This window comes from Algiphilus sp., assembly GCF_965216485.1.
Taxonomy (GTDB): domain Bacteria; phylum Pseudomonadota; class Gammaproteobacteria; order Nevskiales; family Nevskiaceae; genus Algiphilus.
This window is the reverse complement of the sequence record NZ_OZ244162.1, coordinates 1,415,237-1,432,813: the sequence shown is the minus strand read 5'-3', so window position 1 is coordinate 1,432,813 and position 17,577 is coordinate 1,415,237. Positions and strand designations below refer to the sequence as shown.

Here is a 17,577-nt window from a genome sequence, read left to right as displayed (position 1 = left end):
TCGTCAGGCCTTCGGCTGATCCGGCTCCGGCACCGGAATGGGGCCCTGCTTTGCGCCCTTCTTCTCGGGCATGAAGCGGCCGTGATTGATGCTGAACGTGAGCAGGTCGCGGATGGTGTCCTCGATGGGGCGTGGCTGATAGCCCAGCTCGCGTACCGCTTTGGAATGATCCACCCGCGGCGAGGTCTCGATGGTGTCGAGCGCGACTTCGGACAGGAACTCCGACTCCTTGCCCGTGCGGCGTGCCAGCGGCGCGGTGATGGCGGCGATGCCCTTGAGCAGCTTCATCGGCAGCATGAATTTCGGGCCCGGACGGCCGACCATGCTCGCCGACAGCCGGCAGGCGTCGATCATCGAGATGTAGGTGCCACCCAGCAGGTAGGTTTCGCCGTTACGGCCCTTCTCGGCAGCCAGCAGCAGCCCGCGCGACAGGTCGCGCACGTCGACCAGATCAAAGCCGCCTTCCACCATTACTGGCAACTTGCCGCGTGCGGCATCAATCATGTTGCCGTTGAGGTGCGGCATCGGCCAGCCGTAGTCCTCCGGCCCGAAGATGCCGGTGGGATAGCACACCACGACTTCCAGCCCGTCCTTGGCACGCTCCATCAACTCGCGCTCGCCGGCGTACTTGGAGCGGGCGTAGACCGGCAGTGCGTCGTCGATGGACCGCGGCGCGGTCTCGTCGATCATCTTGCCGTTGATCTGGTACATATCGAAGGAGGCAATGGAGCTGACATGCACCACGCGGCGCACGCCCGCGGCCAGCGCGCCGTCCGCCACGGCCTTCACGCCCTCGACATTGATGTGCCAGGTCGGCTCGTCTTCCTTGAGCAGCGTGATCTTGGCTACGAGATGGAAGACGACTTCGATGCCGTCGAGCGCGCGGCGGAGACCTTCGGCATCAAAAATGTCCAGCTCCTGCCAACGGGCGCGCTTGTCCAGATGCGGCGAATGCACGCGATCCAGCGCCAGCACCTCGTGCCCGGCATCCAACAAGGTCCGAACCAGATTGAGTCCGACGTATCCGCACGCTCCGGTAATGGCCGCTTTCATGTGAATCCTGTCTCCAAATCAGAACTTCAACCGTAGCGGCTTTGGCGACGGCTGAATTCACCCTGATGCATCAGATGGAAGCGCCGGTAGCCAAGAAGCGGTTTCCTAGAGCCCTACCATCGACCTGCGGGCAAACCGATGCTGAATCTCCTCAGCCGGGATTCTCACCTCAGCGCGCTATACGGACAATGTGGGGCATGCGCCCCAGGAATACGACCTGCAAGCCGTGGATACATCCTTGGTAAGTGCTGCCCCTGTTTGCCCGTCCGGGCACACATGAACATCTGATGCTGGGCGTGGGCGGCGCAGAAAGTGCTTCAAGATCCGATCAACTGTGCTCTTTCAACCTCGCGCTGTACGAACTCCACCCATTGCAGCGCCTGCGTCCGATACGTGTCGTACTCCGCCGCCTGCTCAAAGGCCTGTAGCGACCGGCCATAGGCCTTCATCTGAAAGTACGCGGAACCCATCTGCATGAGTACGCTGCCTGGATTGTCCAGGCCGCCGATGGCAAGCGCCTTGTTGAAGGCGTCTGCCGCTGCTTTCCAGTGATAAAGCGCGATGTGTGCCTGGCCGAGGTACATGTAGTGCTTCGCCTCGCCGGACAGCTGCGCCGCCTGTTCGAGCACGGCAATCTGGGCCTCCGACTCTCTGGCCAATGACATCGCTTGCGCCAGCAGCTGCAGATTCGCCGCCGATTCTTCAATGGCACCGCTTTCCATGCCCGCTTGCAGGACGCCCATGGCGGGATACGGGATGTCCATCGACATATACAACCGTGCAAGGTTGAGCAGGTCGGACTCGCTCTCCAGCATGCCCTTGACGTACGCGGCACGCAGCACGTGCAGCCGAGATGTCTGCTGTCCCATCAGACCCAACATACCGGCCCATTGCCGGTAGTAGCTGGCGCTGGGCCAGTGCTCGACGAGCACCCCCAATACCCGCGCGGCTTCGGGATACCTTTCCTGCTCGTAGTACACCGCCCGCAGCAAGGCGAGCCATGATTCCCGCAACGGCTGCTTCCTGACTTTCGCCTCTTGCAAGGCCGAAAGGATGGGGGCTTCGGCCGCTTCGAAGCGTCCCTGTTGGTAGTAGGCCTGCGCCTTCAGCATATGGGCTTCCGGCCGGATGCTCCCGCTTTGCAGGCCCATCCAGGTATCGAGCGTCTGTACTGACTGCTCGTAGTCTTCTTCCATGAAATAGAGCTGCGCGAGCCGGAAGAAGCTGTTGTGGAGAATCTGTTGCGGTGGATTTTCCAGCTCCGTGATCGCGATGTAATCAGCGATGGCTCGCGCGATATCGCCCCGCTCGTAGTACACCGCCGCACGGAAGTTGTGGGTTTGCGCACGCTCATAATCGTTGAGCCCCTTCTCGCCATCGAGCAGGTCGCTCAGCAAGCGCTCAGCTTTCTTGAGTTCATCGGCTTCGACGGCCGCCTGCGCCTCTGAGATGACTGAAAAGACGCGGGCCGACAGCTTTTCGGTCACGCGTGTGGGCGGCTTCCGCGCCTCCTTATCGTTGTCGGCAATGGCAGGCGGCACACCGACCGTCAGACAAACGAAGGCAATGGCTGTGGCGATGACGTGTCGGATCGGGCGCATGTCAGTCATCCACCTTGAAGGTGATCAAGTGCTCCACGCCTTGCACGCTTCGTGCTTGACCATTGATCACGCGCGGCTTGTACTTGAACCGCACCACCGCATTCTTCGCCGCATCATCGAAGACGCCGGGCGGTTCTGCATCGATGACTTCAGGGTCGACAACACTGCCGGTTGCTGTGACGGTGAACCGGAGCAATACCCAGCCCTCGATGCCGCGCGATTGCGCCCGGTTTGGATAGATCGGCGCGACTTTGACGATCGGCAAGTACTCCCCGTCGGATGCTGAAAGCCCCGCGCTGGTATCCACCGCCAGCTCCGTATCCACATCCATGACGCCGAGATTGACGCTATCGGCCCGTGGCCTGGAGACCGCCACCTGAAGTTTCGGGGTCTCCGGCGCGACCTCGGGCTTGTCGGGCTTTTCCGGCTTCGGCTGATGGGTTCGGAGCTGTGGCGGGTCCGGTACGCGCACAAAGTCAACGATGCGCCCCTGCGGTGCCTCGGTAAGAGCATTCTGCCCCGCAGCTACCAGCACCGACATGAACCAATACAGCAGGAAGGTCGCAACGATACCGAGGCCCAAGCCGATCAGGATGCTGATCGCCTGATCCTTGATGTTGCCGCGCACCGCCGTCCGAATCGTCGTCACAGACATGCCGGGCCCTAATTCGAGGCAATCGATACGTTGTAGACACCCGCCCTGCGCGCCGCGTCCATCACCGTAATCAAGTGTTCGTTGGCCGAATCATCTTCCGCCTGGATGACAACGGCGCGCTTCGGGTTCTCCGCATGCAGCCGTTTGATGTTGGCCGTCAATGCGGCGACGTCGACCGGACGACGATTGATGAACAGCCGCCCCTCGTCCGAGATATTGACCAGGATGTTCTGTATGTCCTCGTTGGGCGGCTCATGACTGGGCGGCGGCCGATTCACATCGAAACCGGACTCCTTGATAAAGCTCGCGGTCACGATGAAGAAGATCAGCATGATGAAGACCACGTCCAGCATCGGCGTCAGGTCGACCTGAGAATCCCCCTGCCCGCCTTCGTCATCGCTCAGGAAGTCCTTCATGCGCCGGCCCCCTGCGGATCACGCGCAATCGGGAGGTGATCCGCAAGATCTTCGAGGCGACGCTTGGCCTGCCATTCCAGCCAATAGATGGCAAACACACCCGAGAGGGCGCCGACCATGCCCGCCATGGTGGGGACAGTGGCTTTGGCAACGCCGTCTGCCATCAGTCGCGGATTGCCCATGCCAGCGGTCGCCATGACGTCGAATACCGCGATCATTCCGGTAACAGTGCCGAGCAGCCCGAGCAATGGACAGATGGCGACAACCGTCTTGACCGTGGTGATGTTGGCGCGCGTCTGCTCTCGCACCGCATTCAACAATGCCGAACGGATCTTGTGCGCCCGCCAGCTATGGTGATCACTTCTGGCGGACCACATGGCGCGGACCACTGAGGACGTGCGCGGAAAGCGCAGATAAAAGAACACGGCGCGCTCGAAGATGCAGGCCCACATGACGAAGATGGCCACGGCAATCAGAAGCAGGACATCACCGCCGAGCAGCATGAAGTTGCTGACCTGAAAGCCGATATCCGAGAGCAGAAACTGCAGGGATTCCATTGCCTAGCTCCTGGCAGCTTGTGATTCCATGCGCTCGGCGATCAGGCCTGCGGTCTGATGCTTGAGCGTGTTCACCAGCGAAGCCGCTCGGGCGCTGACCAGCGCATGCAACAACACGGTCGGGATCGCGACCGTGAGTCCGAGCACGGTTGTGACCAGTGCCTGACTGATGCCGCCTGCCATCGTCTTGGGGTCCCCGGTACCAAACAGGGTGATCGCCTGAAAGGTGGCGATCATGCCGATGACGGTACCCATCAGGCCCATCAAGGGGGCAACCGCAGCGATGACCTTGATGAAGCCGATATACCGATCCACCTTCGGGCGCTCTTCCAGAATGGCCTCGCCCAAGCGCATTTCCAGGGTCTCGGTGTCGACCGCCTGGTTGCGCTCGTAGACCTGCATCATCCGACCCAAGGGATTGTCGTCACGTGGCTGGTGAAGGTTGCGCTGTTGGGCAGCGACCTTCGCGCTCACGAGCGCAATCGACACAAGCTTCGCGATCGCAACGGCGACGCCCACAAGACCCAGAACGATGATCAACTTACCGATCAATCCACCCTGTTCGATCCGATCCCGGATGGAAGGGGCATCAACGAGCCGGCTGAGGAGCGATCCACCGGTTGGGTCGATGGCGACGCCACGCGTGCCGCCATCGTCTGACAAATATTGCTCTACCGACCGAAGCGCGCCGCCTTCGGGTTGACGCTGAAGCCGCGTCGCGCGCTGGATCGCTGGGTCCCAGCTCAGATAGGCCGGTTCCGGATCGGCACTGATCAGGCCAAATTTGCCAATGCGCACCACCTCCCGGTTTTCCCTGGTCCCGGACTCCCCAAGCACTTCGGTGGATAGCGAGACGATCTGACCCGCAGCGGTGATCTCCTGCTGCATCAGAAACCAGAGGTGCTCCAGCTCTTCCACGCTGAAGATCTCCGACGCCTTTTCCATACGCGCCTTGAAGGCCGTCAGCCATGCTTCCCTTTCCGGATACTGCAGCGTTGTGGAGGCGTTGCGAAATACCCCGATCAACTCATCGCTCAGGTTCAAAAGCGTGCCGAACATGGCTGCGTTTGGCCCCATGGCCGCCCGCAAGGCATTGATTTTCTCTTCGTAGATCTTGTCGTTGGCACGCGAGCGTTCTTCCAGCTGCCGGCTGTCGGCCTGTAGTTGATCGCGCCGGGCACGGGCCACTTCGAGCAGTTGCGCACGCTCGCTGTCCGGTGCGTTGCGGAATGCCTGCAGCTGACGGCTTTGGTCGACGCCTGGCCCCAGCTGCCCCGTACGCACCTTTTCCAGCAGCGCCGCTTCCGACTGCGCGAAAAGCGGAAAGCTCAAGAGCGCGGCCAGCAGCGTCATCAGCCACCTCATGATGCGTCTCCCGCCACATTCAGCAGATCGCTGCCATATCCTGCCTTTGCACTCGACGCATCAGCGGGCTTCGGTGCGGGCAGTGGCACGATCAGCAGACTGGGTGCCGTGAGCTTGTTGGCCACGCGAATGGCCTGGTAGATCCCGTTACGGAATTCCGAGCCCAACGGCTCCCAGCGGCCAGCTTCCTGATTCCAGCGGCCCGTGTGCGCTCGATCTGCTGTCTGGTAAAAGAGGCCGATACGCCCAAGGCGGAGCACGTTCACTTCCCGCTCTCCATCTTCGGTGCGGATCGTATCGGTGTAGGCCTCGATGGTGTTGCCGTAGGACAGCTCTGCCAGATAGGCATCCAGGACTTGCCGGAATTTCTCCGCGGCGCTGACATCGGCGCGATCCACCGTGTCCCGCAAGAAGGCGATTCGTTCTCTACGCTCGTCGGGCAGATACGGAATGCTGACTGCGACAAGATCTGCATACGCATCGACCATGCTGATCAACAGCGGCAGGAGCTGACGGTCCACCTCCGTGGCTTTGGCGATGGAATCTTCGGTCCGCGCAATCTCGACTTCCTGCGCCTTCACCTGCTTGCGGACCTGTGCGTTGTAGGCCTCCAAGCCTTCGATCTGCCGCAGCAGACGGCGGTATTCCGCCTCGGCGTCCTCGGTCTGCGCAGCGAGTGCATCCACCCGCTCCTGCGACGCCTGCTGGGCGCTCAGCCAGGACTCGCCTTCGCGAACTACGTCCTGAAGGCTGTCTGCACCAGCGCTAGCGGGCACCGCACACAGCACGGAAATGGCAATCAGCTTGTGCTTCATAAGATCTGTCTCCCCACCCTCTTTGTGATGGTCAATCGCGTGTTGTAAGAACGGGCTTAGCTATCGTCCGCGGCGGCCACGGCCACTTGCGGCACGCCAGCTTTTTGCACCGCGTCCAGAACGGTTTTCAGTGCCTTGTGCGTAGCGCGCCGGTCCGACTGAATGACGACCGACCCTTGGGGGTTTTCCGCGTGTAGACGGCTGATCCGGGTCGTCAGGTCGCGCGCATCCACCGGCTTGCCATCGATCCAGATGTCATCGTCTGGCGTGATGGCGATCAGGATGTTGGCGAGGTCCTGGCGCTCTGCTGTTGTTGCTAACGGGCGCTCGACCTCGATGCCTGCTTCCTTCACGAAGGTCGCTGTGACAATGAAAAAGATCAGCATGATGAACACGACGTCCAGCATGGGCGTCAGGTCGATGGCGTTGTCTTCTTCCGCCTTTGGGTTCTCGCGCAGTGCGTCACTCATCGCCTTCTCCTAACGGTACGCCGGTGCGTGATCACTGACGTCAACATCGTGCGATGACGTGTCTCGACTTTCCGCTTCCAAGCGATCCCCCAGCAAGAGCGCCATCTGCTGACGCAACAGCGTGATCACACGATCGGACCGCGCATTCACGAGTGCATTGAGAAGTACAGCGGGTACCGCCACCACAAGGCCGAGGACCGTGGTGATCAATGCTTGCGAGATGCCGCCCGCCATGGTTTGCGGGTCGCCTGTTCCATAAAGCGTGATGGCCTGGAAGGTATTGATCATGCCCACGACCGTACCGAGCAGCCCCATGAGCGGGGCGACCGACGCGATCATCACCAGGAAGACCGTAAAGCGCTGGATGCGGTCGGATTCCTTGGCAACGCAGTCGTGCAGACGCAACTGCAGACTTTCAGCATCCACGTGCGCACTCTCCCGATAGGTCTGTAGCAACCGGCCAAGACTGTTGTCCGCGCATGGCTCATCCATCCGGCGCTTCTGCTCGGCCACCCGGGCGCTGATGCGCGCGATGTCGATGTATTTTCCGACGGCCAGCACGAAGGCCACCAGACCCATTGCGATGATCATGTAGCCCACCACACCACCCTGGTCGACACGCTCTCCCGTCGTGGGCTTCTGCGCCAGCAGCCCAAGCAGCACCCCGCCGGTCGGGTCCACGCTGAGGGCATGAAGTCCGCCGGTGGAGGCCAGGTAATTGCCCACCGCGTCCAAGTGACCGGCATCGGGTGTCCTTGGCATGGTGACCAACTGCTGCTCCCCGAGGTCCCATTGCAGATACTGCGGCGACGGCTCCGCGGTCATGACGTTGAAGCCGCCGACGCGCACCACCTCGCTTTCGAGCACGCGCCCGTCGCTGGCGTGCACAGGGGCGTTCCATCGGACGATCTCCCCGCGCGCATGGATCTCGCGCAGCAACTCGAACCACAGCGTCTGGATATCGGTGGTGGACGTGACCTCCGAGGCATTCTTCATGCGGTTGGCAAAGGCCTCCAACCAGACATCGCGATCCGGGTAGTGCACGCTGGTCGGCGAGGCGACAAAGGCACCGATCAAATCCGAGGCGGTCTGCTGAAACACACCGAAAAGTTCTTTCAGCGCGCCGATCTTGTTTTCCAGCAATGCGGTTTTCTCATCGAGTGCCCTTTCATTACTGTCGAACCGCGCTTCCAGTCGCGCACCCTCGGCTTCGGTGTCCGTCAAGCGTTGCTTCACCGCCGCCAGGCGCGCATTGGCCTGCTGCAGCTTCTCGCGATAGCGCGCCTCACGCGCAGCCAGGGCCTCCTTGCTGCGCGCATTCGCCTGCCGCACGGCTTCCAACACGGATGCGAGGCCGTAGTCCGTCGTCGCAGTCGGTTCTGTTTCCGGTGGAGACGCGCTCTGGTTATCGCGTGCTTGCGCCCAGGAAGGCGGCATCGCCATGGCAAGCGCAAGGGCGAGCATGGACAAGACGCCCGAGCGGCCGCCCAAAGCGGCCAGCGCCTTTCGATTTCGGACCAGGGCCGCGCAGCGGCCAGCGCCGTCTCCTTTCTTCAACCGTCCGCGCCCCTCCTGGCGGAAAGCGAAAACGCACCAAATAAAAACGTTTTCATTACCCACGCAACATACTGCGCATGCAGACGTTACGCAACTGCCGGGCACGCCCATTGCCCCTGCATAGGCCAGCGTGGCGCCGGATGATGCCGGTCGCGTGCGTGACCGCAATCATGATGCATGGGCGCGGCGCTTGGGATATCACTACTGCGCGACCCATCCCATGACCTGCCCACGTTGTACGCGCCGCATGGGGTCTTCTGTGCCGATACGATGCGCCATAGCGAGCGGAAGGCCGCTTTCGACGCCTCGGAAGGTATGCGGGAAGCGGGATCTGCGCACAATGCCCCTGGATTGCGGGGCGCCGGCGAGGCTTGCGGATCCGACGCAAGAGGACTATGTTCACGGCTAATGAAAACGTTTTTATTCACTGCCCTTCTGTTTGCGTGCAGCGCGGCATCGGCGCAGCAACGGCCTGAAGTTGGCCAGCCTCTGCCCGCGATCACGATTGACGATGAAGGCGAGGCCACCATCGTCGACGACACGTTGCGCTTCACCACCTGGTGCAGTGATGCACTGAAAGGCGGTTGGACACTGCTGCAGTATCTCGCCGCCCGCCCCAGTGCCGACCGTCTTAACCGTTGGGCGCTTGATGACATCACGGCGCCGGACAAAGCCGAGGCGCTGCGCGCATTCCAGCTCTACAACATCATCAATATCAACGACGTGACCTTTGGGGCCACGCGCTTCGCGTTGCGTGCAATCAAGTCGAACAAGAAAAAGCATCCCGATGCCCCGATGATTGCAGACCGGGGCAAAGGCCAGTCGTTCTGGGGCCTACAGGAAGGCAGCAGTGCCATCTTTCTGCTCGATGAGGACAACCGCGTGGTGTTCTTCCGCGAGGGCGCGCTGGATCGTGCCGATGTTGACCGGATTCTGGACCTGCTAGCAGCGCCCACCAGCGCGCGCTGAGGCATCTGGCCCGCCCACCACGCGTTGAAGGCGGACCACGGTGCCGCGCGGGCCGACTGGGCGTTAGCCGTGCTGGATCACCACCTTGTCGGCGGGCACCTCACCGCCCGCCCCGAATACGCGCACGCGCTGGATGCGGCATTGCGCATCCAGACGGACCACCACAGTGTCGCCGGTACGGACCGCAGAAACGGTGCACGAGGCCTTCCTGCTCGGGTGGAACGTCGCCCGCGCCTGATCGTCATGGTCAAGGAAGACGAGCCAGTCCAGCGGGGTGTCATCCGGCAGTTCGCGGGTGCTTTGCACCACCGGACCAAGGGGAATGACCGATCCCCCCCTGAGCCAGACCGGAATACGCGCCAAGGGGCAATCCGTGGTGATCCACTGTCCGCCCTGCGTGGCCGCCTTGCTGAACCAGTCATACCAGAGCCCGGCGGGCAGATAGTGGTGCCGCTTGCGCTCCTCGCGCATGACGGGCGCAACCAGAATGCTCCGACCACACATGAACTGGTCGTCGATGGCATGCACGGTGCGATCCGCCTGAAATGCGACCACGAGCGGCCGAAGCAGCGGAAGTCCAGCCGCCGCGCTGTCGATGGCCTCGCTAAAGAGATACGGGATCAGCTGGTAGCGAAGGTTCAGATATTCGCGAAGGATGCCTTGGGCGTCGTCGGAAAACTGCCAGGGCTCACGAAAGGGGAAACACCCGTGATACCGGATGTGCGACTGGAATATCGACAGCTGCGTCCAACGAATCATGAGTTCGTCGGTGGGTTCTCCCACGAAGCCGCCCGTGTCCTGGCTCCAGAAGGTGAAGCCGGAAAGCCCGTAACTCAATCCACCCCGCAACGATGCTTGCATGGCGCCGAAGGTGGATGCGTTGTCGCCGCTCCACTGGACGGGGTAGCGCTGCGAACCAGCGTAGGCACTGCGCCCCCAGACCATCGCATGGTCCTCGCCGTGTACCTCCTGCGTGACTTCAAAAGCGGCCTGGTTGTACAGCAAGGGGTAGACGTTATGGAGTGCATGGCCATCGCCTTCCGCAAAGCGCATGGGTGGCTGAATACCCTCTCCGAAATCCGTCTTGATCACGTCGACCCCCGCTTCCAGCAGCGGCCTGATGAGCCTGTCCTTGTACCAGGCGGTCGCTTCGGGCTTGGTGAAATCGATGGGCGCTGCTTCGAACTGGCCGCAGAAGGTAAAGGGGACGCTACAGGTTGCAAGCAGTTTCTGCTCCTTGGCTTCCTTCCATAGCGTTGTGCCTTTCAACACGTAGGGCTGTTGCCACAAAGACAGCCGAAAGCCATCGGCGTGGAGCGATTGGCACATCTCCACCGGGGCAGGAAAGCGCGTGGTATCGAACTGCCAGTCACACTCCCAGTCGTTCTTGAACCAGCTCACATCCAGGTTGATGACATCCGCCGGGAACTGCTTTTCCCGCAGGGTCCGGGCGACGCCGAGCACCTCCTCCTGCGAGGTATAGGACATGCGCGATATCCAGGTACCGAAGGAGAACTTGGGGGGCACCGGGGCGCGACCGGTCAGGCTGGTGTAGCGCGCGAGGACTTCTTCGATATTGCCACTGAACAGGTAGTAATCGAGCTTCTGCTCCTCGACCGCGACCTGAACCTTGGACTTCTCCTTGGAGCCCACCCAGAAGGTCATGGGATGCGTGTGGTTGAAGAACACGCCATAGCCACGGGTACTCACGTAGAAGGGCACGGTCTTGTACACGCGGCCCGTGGCATTGCCCACGCCCTCGGTGATCCAGAGCCGCACGGTTTCGCCCACCTTGTTGATCGGACCGAAATGCTCGCCCAGTCCATAGATGGCCTCATCGTGGGAGAGGTCAAAGGCATTGACGCCGTACCAGTGCGCGTGACGCCTGTCGCGAACGAAGCCCATCGGGTAGGTATCGAAGGCGATCCCGAAGTGGTTGTCGGTCTTGCCCCCACTGCTGGTCAGCTTATTGCCCGCTGCGTCAAACAGCTCGATCCGAAAATCATCCTTGTAGACATCCAGCTTCAGCGTGTCCGTCTGGAGTTGGTAGCGGTCGGCGTGTTCCTCATACGCAACCTGGCACTCCGGGTCGCGGATGTCGTGCGCCACCATGGGTGTGCGTGCCGCATCGAATTCAGCGCCGTGCTGCAATCGCACACGGCAGACATCCGATCGCTCGATATCAATGCGCAGATGGAGAACGGCGCACGGGGCCTTGCCGTCCTTCTCATAGACGTGCTTGTAGAAGTGCTCCGGGCTGATGAGTTTGAAAATATTGAAGGCATCGGCCCGAAACAGAAATGTATTGCCCTCCCGACGCACGAACTCGACACGCAATACCGACTGCGCCGAACGCATGAGCAGCTTTGGGAGTGCCGTGAAGGCACCCTGCATCGGACCGATGTCATCCAGCGGGTGATCGGTCCGTCCGAAGGAGACCTTGGGGGCACCCTCATCAAAGTGGTTTTCCAGATTGGGATGCTTCCTGAACGTGCGCAGATACAGGATGGGATGCCTCAGCGCATGCTTGACCAACAACCAGCCCGAACGCTTCACGTCCGGGCAAAAGGCCTTGGCGTATTCCGCCTCGGCAATCTCCCCTCTACCGTTCCTCATGCCTCTCCCATCTTTGTCGTGCGTGCACTGCCTTACCTCGCGTTCTCAGAATTGCGCCTGGAAGCGAAGGCCAATCGTTCGCCCGGGGGCAACCGACAGGAGCGAATAGGCACCGGGGTCGGGCAAGGAGAAATGATCCGCGAAGATCTCATCGTGATCCTCCAGATTCTCCAGAAAACCCTCGAGCCGGTAGGTGCCATTCAAGCTCTCCCAGGCGAGCCGGATGTCTGTCTTCGTGTGTGCGTCGACCTGATCAATGGGGTTACCGTAAGGGCGGCGCTGGTAGTCGCCGACATAGCTCACTGACAGCACGGGGACCAACTTCCCCCAGTCCCCCATCCCCCAGCTGTAGCGGAACATGCCGCTCACCGACAGATCCGGTGCGTCACTGAGCGGCGCTCCCTTGAAGTTGTGCGGTTCCTCTTCCGTACAACCGGGTTGTACGGCTTGGTCTTCCAGCTCTTCATCCTTGCCGCAGAATTCCTCGAACCGCGCATTCAGCAATGAGACCGACAGCTGGGTGTAAATGTCATGGCTGGGGGTGAACTGCATTTCCAGTTCCAGGCCGTTGATGGTCGCAGCGCCCGCGTTCTCCAGTTTGCGCCCACTGATAATGATCTTGCCGACCTGCAGGTCTTTGTAGTCGTAGGCGAAAGCCGTCAGGTTCAGAGTGAGTGCCCGCCGCAGAAAACTGGCTTTCCAGCCCATTTCGACCATGTTCAGGATTTCAGGGTCGACGGTATTGAGATCCTCTCCCGCGAGCAGCTGCACCGTGCCGGGCTTATAGCCGCGCGCATACTTGGCATAGAGCATGCCTTCCTCCAGGAAGCCGCCACCGCCATGAAACCACTTGCCGCCAAACTCGCCGGTTGTGGATTCGAAATCGCCGCGGATATCAGTGCTCGAATCCTCGACCGGGAACGGAACCGGGATGCCCGTCTGGAAATCCGTGATGAAGATGGTTTCGCGATCGGTCTTGAGATGCAGAGCATCCAGGTTCTGCCGCGCTCCGCCAAATACTTCGATATGCGGCCAGTCGAAAAGCTGACCGAGATCGGTTGAGAAGTTGAAGAAAAGGGCCCTGGAACGATCCTCGCGGAGTTCGTTGATGAAACTGACATCCGTATCGAAGATGCGGCTCGTCGGACCAAACGATAGGGCGTCCCCGAGCGGCGCCAGTTGCGGCGAAAGAAAGCCGAGCACCGTGCCGACATCCTGACGGGTCCGTGCGTCGACGTTGATATCGCCAAAGGATGTGAAGTGATACCAGAACGCGCCCACCAGCCACTCGAAGGGGCCGCTGTTCTGCGAGGTCAGACGCATTTCGATGTTGCGCCCGGTCCGTTCCTTGTCCGTAACCGTCTCGACAATGGGTTCCTCGGTCCCGTCCAGATCGAGTAGCAGGAGTTCATCTTCCTCCTGGCGTCCCGCCATGATGTCGAGATCGACATTGCCGAGGAACGGCAGATCGTTCATCTGGAAGGTTGTCTCCCCCACCATCCGCCGCACATCCCGGAATGGTGAGCGGAAGTTGCGATGCATGACCGAGCGCACCTGCAGCAGATCATCCGGCAGCGGCATGGCGCCGAAATCCTGGAGGATGCCGCTATCCCGGGTCTGCTCCGATGCGCTCGCCACCGTCACCTGCGGACGACTGCGGCTGTCGATCAAGCGCAACCCCATGCGCAGGTTGTCCGTCGGCTCGCTGGTGAGGAAGATGCGCGCAAAAGCGTTGTCCTGCGAATTGGGCTCATCCGCGCCGCGCGACAACAGATTGTCGAAGTAGCCCTGGCGCTCCGACTTGATCGCGGCGACGCGCGCGTTCAACCCGCGATTACCCTCGCCCAATAAAGGCACATTGGCAAAGCCGCGGAACTCGCGTTCCTGAAAGGAACCGACGCGGATATCGCCCCCGTACGCCCGTTCCGGAGTTGGTGGCTGCCACTTCACATTGACGGCGCCAGCTGTAGCGTTTCGGCCATACACCGTACCGGAGGGGCCGCGCAGCACTTCCACTGCCGCCAAATCGTAGAAGGGCTCCGTGCGTCCTTCGATGATGAAGCCATTGACATGGAACGCCACGGGTGAGGCACCGTCACGCGTTTTACCGACGCCGCGAATGGTGAGCGATTCTTCGTTACGGGTGACGAGGCCCGGCGTGAAATCCGCAAGCGCAGCGAAGTCTTGAATATTGTTCTCCGTCATCATGCGACCGCTGAATGCCGAGACCGCATTGCTGACGTCCTGCAGTGATTCAGCGCGCTTGGAAACCGTGACGATGATTTCCTCGATCTGCGCACCCTGCGGACGCGCCCTCGGAACCGCCTCGTCTTCCGCCTCCGAATGCACCGGGATCATGTCGACGTCTGCGACGTCGCCCTTACCTGCGCGATCACCCTCCCCCTGATCGTCTTGCTGTTCGCTCTCGTTGTCTCCGCTGGAAGTCGCGCTGGAAGACTGCCCTTCGAACAATGCGTCATCGAAGAGGTCGTCGAGCCATTGCGCATCGCCCTGTGCCCAAGCGCCCATGCCGCAGATGCCAAGCGCCATCAGCAAGAGCCATTGGAAGATCATTTTCATGTTGTCTCCTCACCGCACAGCTACCGGGATCAGTGCTCTCGCACCGCCCTTATTGCCACCGACGACCGCCCCCGACGATGTAGTCGTTCATCAGATTCTCAAAGCCTTCCTGTTTGCCACTGATGCGTTGTGGTTCGCTGCTCTGGGCAGCGAGATCCCGAAGCGCAGAAAGGTTCAATTCCCCCTGCTCGAAACGCTGGCCATCGCCATCGTCAAAGCTTGCGTAGCGTTCTGACTTCAGAGCGATGTAGCGCGCGTCGCGCATGAGCTGGTCGGCAATCAGCAATCCCCGCGCGAAGCAATCCATACCGCCGATATGCGCGATGAAAAGGTCTTCAAGATCGGTCGATTCGCGGCGCAGCTTCGCGTCGAAATTCAGGCCACCGGTGCCGAGGCCACCCGCTTCCTGGACCACCAGCATGGCCTGGACCGCGTCGTACAGATCGGTGGGAAACTGATCGGTATCCCAGCCGTTCTGCGGATTACCGCGGTTGGCATCGATGGACCCCAACAGCTTCGCATTTGCCGCCATCTGCAAATCATGTGCAAAGGCGTGGCCCGCCAATGTTGCGTGGTTGGCCTCCAGGTTCAGCTTGAAATCCGAATCAAGGCCGTGTTCGCGCAGGAAGCCGATGACGGTCTGGGCATCGAAGTCATACTGGTGGTACATCGGTTCCATGGGCTTGGGCTCGATGAGGAAGGTGCCTTCAAAACCCACTGAGCGGCCGTAATCCCGTGCCTTGCGAAGGAACATGGCGAGATGCTCCAACTCGCGCTTGGTATCCGTGTTCTGCAGATAGGCATAGCCTTCCCGCCCGCCCCAGAAGACATAGTTCTCGCCACCGAGCGCGACTGTGGCATCGATCGCCGCCTTGACCTGTGAGGCGGCAAAGGTCAACACGCGGAAATCCGGGTTGGTGGCGGCGCCATTCATATAGCGCGGGTGGGAGAACAAGTTCGCCGTTCCCCACAACAACCGCATCCCGGTCTCTTTCTGTCGGACGCCCGCGGCATCGACCATGCTTTGAAGGTTTTTCTCGCAGTCGATGACGCTCTGCCCTTCCCAGGCAATATCAACATCGTGAAAACACCAGAAAGGCACATTGAGCTTGGTGAAGAATTCAAATGCTGCATCCATGCGGTCCGCCGCGGCCGCCGCGGGGTCGGTCTGACGCATCCAGGGGTATTGCCGAGTACCTGGGCCGAAGGTATCCGCACCGTTGCCACAGAAGTTGTGCCAATAGCAGACGGCAAAGCGCAGGTGTTCTTCCATCGACTTGCCCGCGACCTGGCGCTCAGGCTCATACGCCTTGAAGGCAAGCGGGTTGTCGGACTCGGGCCCTTCGTACTGAATCTGCCCCACGCCCGGAAAGTACTCGGTGTCCCCGATGAATACCGTTCTCCGCATATTGATGCTCTCGCTCATGATGGATTCGTGCCGTACAGGCCGATGACCTGCTCGACCGCTTGCTGATAGGCCTGAAAGGAAGATTCGTATCGCTCGACGGCAGAAGGTGTGGGCACACAGCAGCGGCCCTCGTCACGCGTGAGATGCGCGCGTGTCAGCCGCTGGAGGTCCGCCCCCTCCCCTTCGAGCATGGCCACAGCCTGCAGCGCCGCGCCGAAGGCGGCGCCCTCGTTCTGGCAGTACACGGTGACCGGCGTATCGAAGACGTCTGCGAGGATCTGCCGCCAAGTACCGCTGTTCGCGCCGCCCCCCGTCAACACCAGTTCATCTGCCGACAGGCCAAGCTTGCGGAGTTCCTGGAAGCCGGAACGCAGCGCGAAGGTCGCCCCCTCGACCGCGGATCGCAGCAGGTGCGCCGGTGTTGCGTTCCGACTATCGAGCCCGACGATCATCGCTTTGCCGTTCGGCAGATTAGGTGTGCGTTCTCCGTTGAAGAAGGGCACCGTGATCACGCCGCCTGCCCCTTCGGGCGCCGTGCTGATGTGCTGTTCGAAGGCATCGATATCCGCATTGACGAGGGTACGCATCAGCTCCGTGCTGGTCGTGCAGTTCATCGTGCAAAGCAGTGGCAACCACCCGCCTGTTGAAGCGCAGAACGCCGCGATCGCGCCCTTCGGGTCCACCACCGGAACGTCCGAGTAGGCGTAGATAGTTCCCGAGCTGCCAAGACTCACCGTCACGACACCGGGAACTACATTGCCGGTGCCTAGGGCACTCATCATGTTGTCGCCGCCGCCGATGGAGACGGGAATGCCCGCTGGCAGCGACAACGCTTGCGCGACGACCGGTCGCAAGACCCCGATCGGCTGGTTCTGGCTTCGTACCTCAGGCAGGCACGGAGCCAGGTCCCTGTCCGGATCAATAGCCGCCAGGATCGCTTCCGACCAACGTCGGGTGCGGATGTCGAGGCACCCCGTCCCAGACGCATCACCGGCCTCCATGCAGACTTCACCGGTGAGGTAGAAGTTGAGGTAGTCGTGCGGCAACAGGATCCAGCGCATCCGCGCATAGCGCTCCGGGTGCGCTTCCCGGAACCACCGGATCTTCGAGGCCGTGTATCCCGGCAGGACGGGGTTTCCGGTTGCGGCGATACACGCATCGAGGCCCCCGACCGCGTCCATGATCCTCTCGCATTGCGCGCTGGTGGAGGTGTCGCACCACAGCTTGACGCCCGCGAGCACCTGACCCGAGCGGTCCAGCGGCACAAAGCCGTGTTGCTGCCCGGAAACGCCCACGGCCTGTACACGCCCTCGCAGTGGCTTGTCGATCTGCTGCAGTGCCTGCCCGAGCGCGCGCACCCACCACTGCGCCTGCTGTTCGGCGACGCCGCCTGCGCCCTGTTCAAGATCAAGCGGGGCGTTGGCGGCAGCCAGAACGGCGCCAGCATCAAAGTCATAGATGATGACTTTGATGCTCTGTGTGCCCAGATCGATTCCAAGAACCGTTGCCATCCTC

General features: G+C 61.3%; 14 protein-coding genes. 1 reads left to right on the top strand and 13 read right to left on the bottom strand.

Annotated elements, in window-relative coordinates:
- Positions 1–3: 3 nt before the first annotated feature.
- The 9 genes from ACOOFO_RS06645 to ACOOFO_RS06605 form a co-directional block, all read right to left on the bottom strand.
- Positions 4–1,053 carry an NAD-dependent epimerase/dehydratase family protein gene (locus tag ACOOFO_RS06645; RefSeq protein WP_420429181.1) on the bottom strand — a complete coding sequence of 350 codons (1,050 nt, stop codon included), beginning with the start codon at positions 1,051–1,053 and terminating at the stop codon, positions 4–6.
- Between the two features lie 317 nt (positions 1,054–1,370).
- On the bottom strand, positions 1,371–2,540 hold the full coding sequence (locus tag ACOOFO_RS06640; protein ID WP_420429179.1) for a tetratricopeptide repeat protein: 1,170 nt from the start codon (positions 2,538–2,540) through the stop codon (positions 1,371–1,373).
- Between the two features lie 115 nt (positions 2,541–2,655).
- The gene (locus tag ACOOFO_RS06635; RefSeq protein WP_420429177.1) at positions 2,656–3,309 is read right to left on the bottom strand and encodes an energy transducer TonB; all 654 of its coding nucleotides are present in this window, start codon (positions 3,307–3,309) and stop codon (positions 2,656–2,658) included.
- Positions 3,310–3,317: 8 nt separating this feature from the next.
- Positions 3,318–3,725 (bottom strand): ExbD/TolR family protein, encoded by a 408-nt coding sequence (locus tag ACOOFO_RS06630; protein WP_420429175.1) that lies wholly within the window; start codon positions 3,723–3,725, stop codon positions 3,318–3,320.
- Complete coding sequence (locus tag ACOOFO_RS06625; protein ID WP_420429173.1) at positions 3,722–4,282, bottom strand: MotA/TolQ/ExbB proton channel family protein; 561 nt, start codon at positions 4,280–4,282, stop codon at positions 3,722–3,724. Before ACOOFO_RS06625 ends, ACOOFO_RS06630 begins: the two co-directional genes overlap by 4 nt.
- Positions 4,283–4,285: 3 nt before the next feature.
- Complete coding sequence (locus ACOOFO_RS06620) at positions 4,286–5,647, bottom strand: MotA/TolQ/ExbB proton channel family protein (RefSeq protein WP_420429171.1); 1,362 nt, start codon at positions 5,645–5,647, stop codon at positions 4,286–4,288.
- A complete protein-coding gene (locus ACOOFO_RS06615; protein WP_420429169.1) occupies positions 5,644–6,462 on the bottom strand; it encodes a DUF3450 domain-containing protein in 819 nt (272 codons plus the stop codon). The genes ACOOFO_RS06620 and ACOOFO_RS06615 overlap by 4 nt, the downstream gene beginning before the upstream one ends.
- A gap of 56 nt (positions 6,463–6,518) precedes the next feature.
- The gene (locus tag ACOOFO_RS06610) at positions 6,519–6,932 is read right to left on the bottom strand and encodes an ExbD/TolR family protein (protein WP_420429167.1); all 414 of its coding nucleotides are present in this window, start codon (positions 6,930–6,932) and stop codon (positions 6,519–6,521) included.
- A gap of 9 nt (positions 6,933–6,941) precedes the next feature.
- Entirely contained in the window at positions 6,942–8,396 is a 1,455-nt protein-coding gene (locus ACOOFO_RS06605) for a MotA/TolQ/ExbB proton channel family protein (protein ID WP_420429165.1), read from the bottom strand.
- A gap of 270 nt (positions 8,397–8,666) precedes the next feature.
- On the opposite strand from ACOOFO_RS06605, the gene ACOOFO_RS06600 reads away from it, so the two are divergent.
- Positions 8,667–9,458 carry a YtfJ family protein gene (locus ACOOFO_RS06600; protein ID WP_420429163.1) on the top strand — a complete coding sequence of 264 codons (792 nt, stop codon included), beginning with the start codon at positions 8,667–8,669 and terminating at the stop codon, positions 9,456–9,458.
- Positions 9,459–9,521: 63 nt separating this feature from the next.
- Here ACOOFO_RS06600 and ACOOFO_RS06595 read toward each other — a convergent pair whose 3' ends face one another.
- From ACOOFO_RS06595 to xylB, 4 genes are all read right to left on the bottom strand, one after another.
- Positions 9,522–12,074: a TIM-barrel domain-containing protein gene (locus tag ACOOFO_RS06595; protein WP_420429161.1), complete on the bottom strand. Its 2,553-nt coding sequence runs from the start codon at positions 12,072–12,074 to the stop codon at positions 9,522–9,524.
- Positions 12,075–12,119: 45 nt separating this feature from the next.
- The gene (locus tag ACOOFO_RS06590) at positions 12,120–14,432 is read right to left on the bottom strand and encodes a TonB-dependent receptor (protein WP_420429670.1); all 2,313 of its coding nucleotides are present in this window, start codon (positions 14,430–14,432) and stop codon (positions 12,120–12,122) included.
- A 271-nt stretch (positions 14,433–14,703) separates the two neighbouring features.
- Entirely contained in the window at positions 14,704–16,062 is a 1,359-nt protein-coding gene (gene xylA / locus ACOOFO_RS06585) for a xylose isomerase (protein ID WP_420429668.1), read from the bottom strand.
- A 14-nt stretch (positions 16,063–16,076) separates the two neighbouring features.
- The gene (gene xylB / locus ACOOFO_RS06580) at positions 16,077–17,573 is read right to left on the bottom strand and encodes a xylulokinase (protein ID WP_420429159.1); all 1,497 of its coding nucleotides are present in this window, start codon (positions 17,571–17,573) and stop codon (positions 16,077–16,079) included.
- Positions 17,574–17,577: the final 4 nt, after the last annotated feature.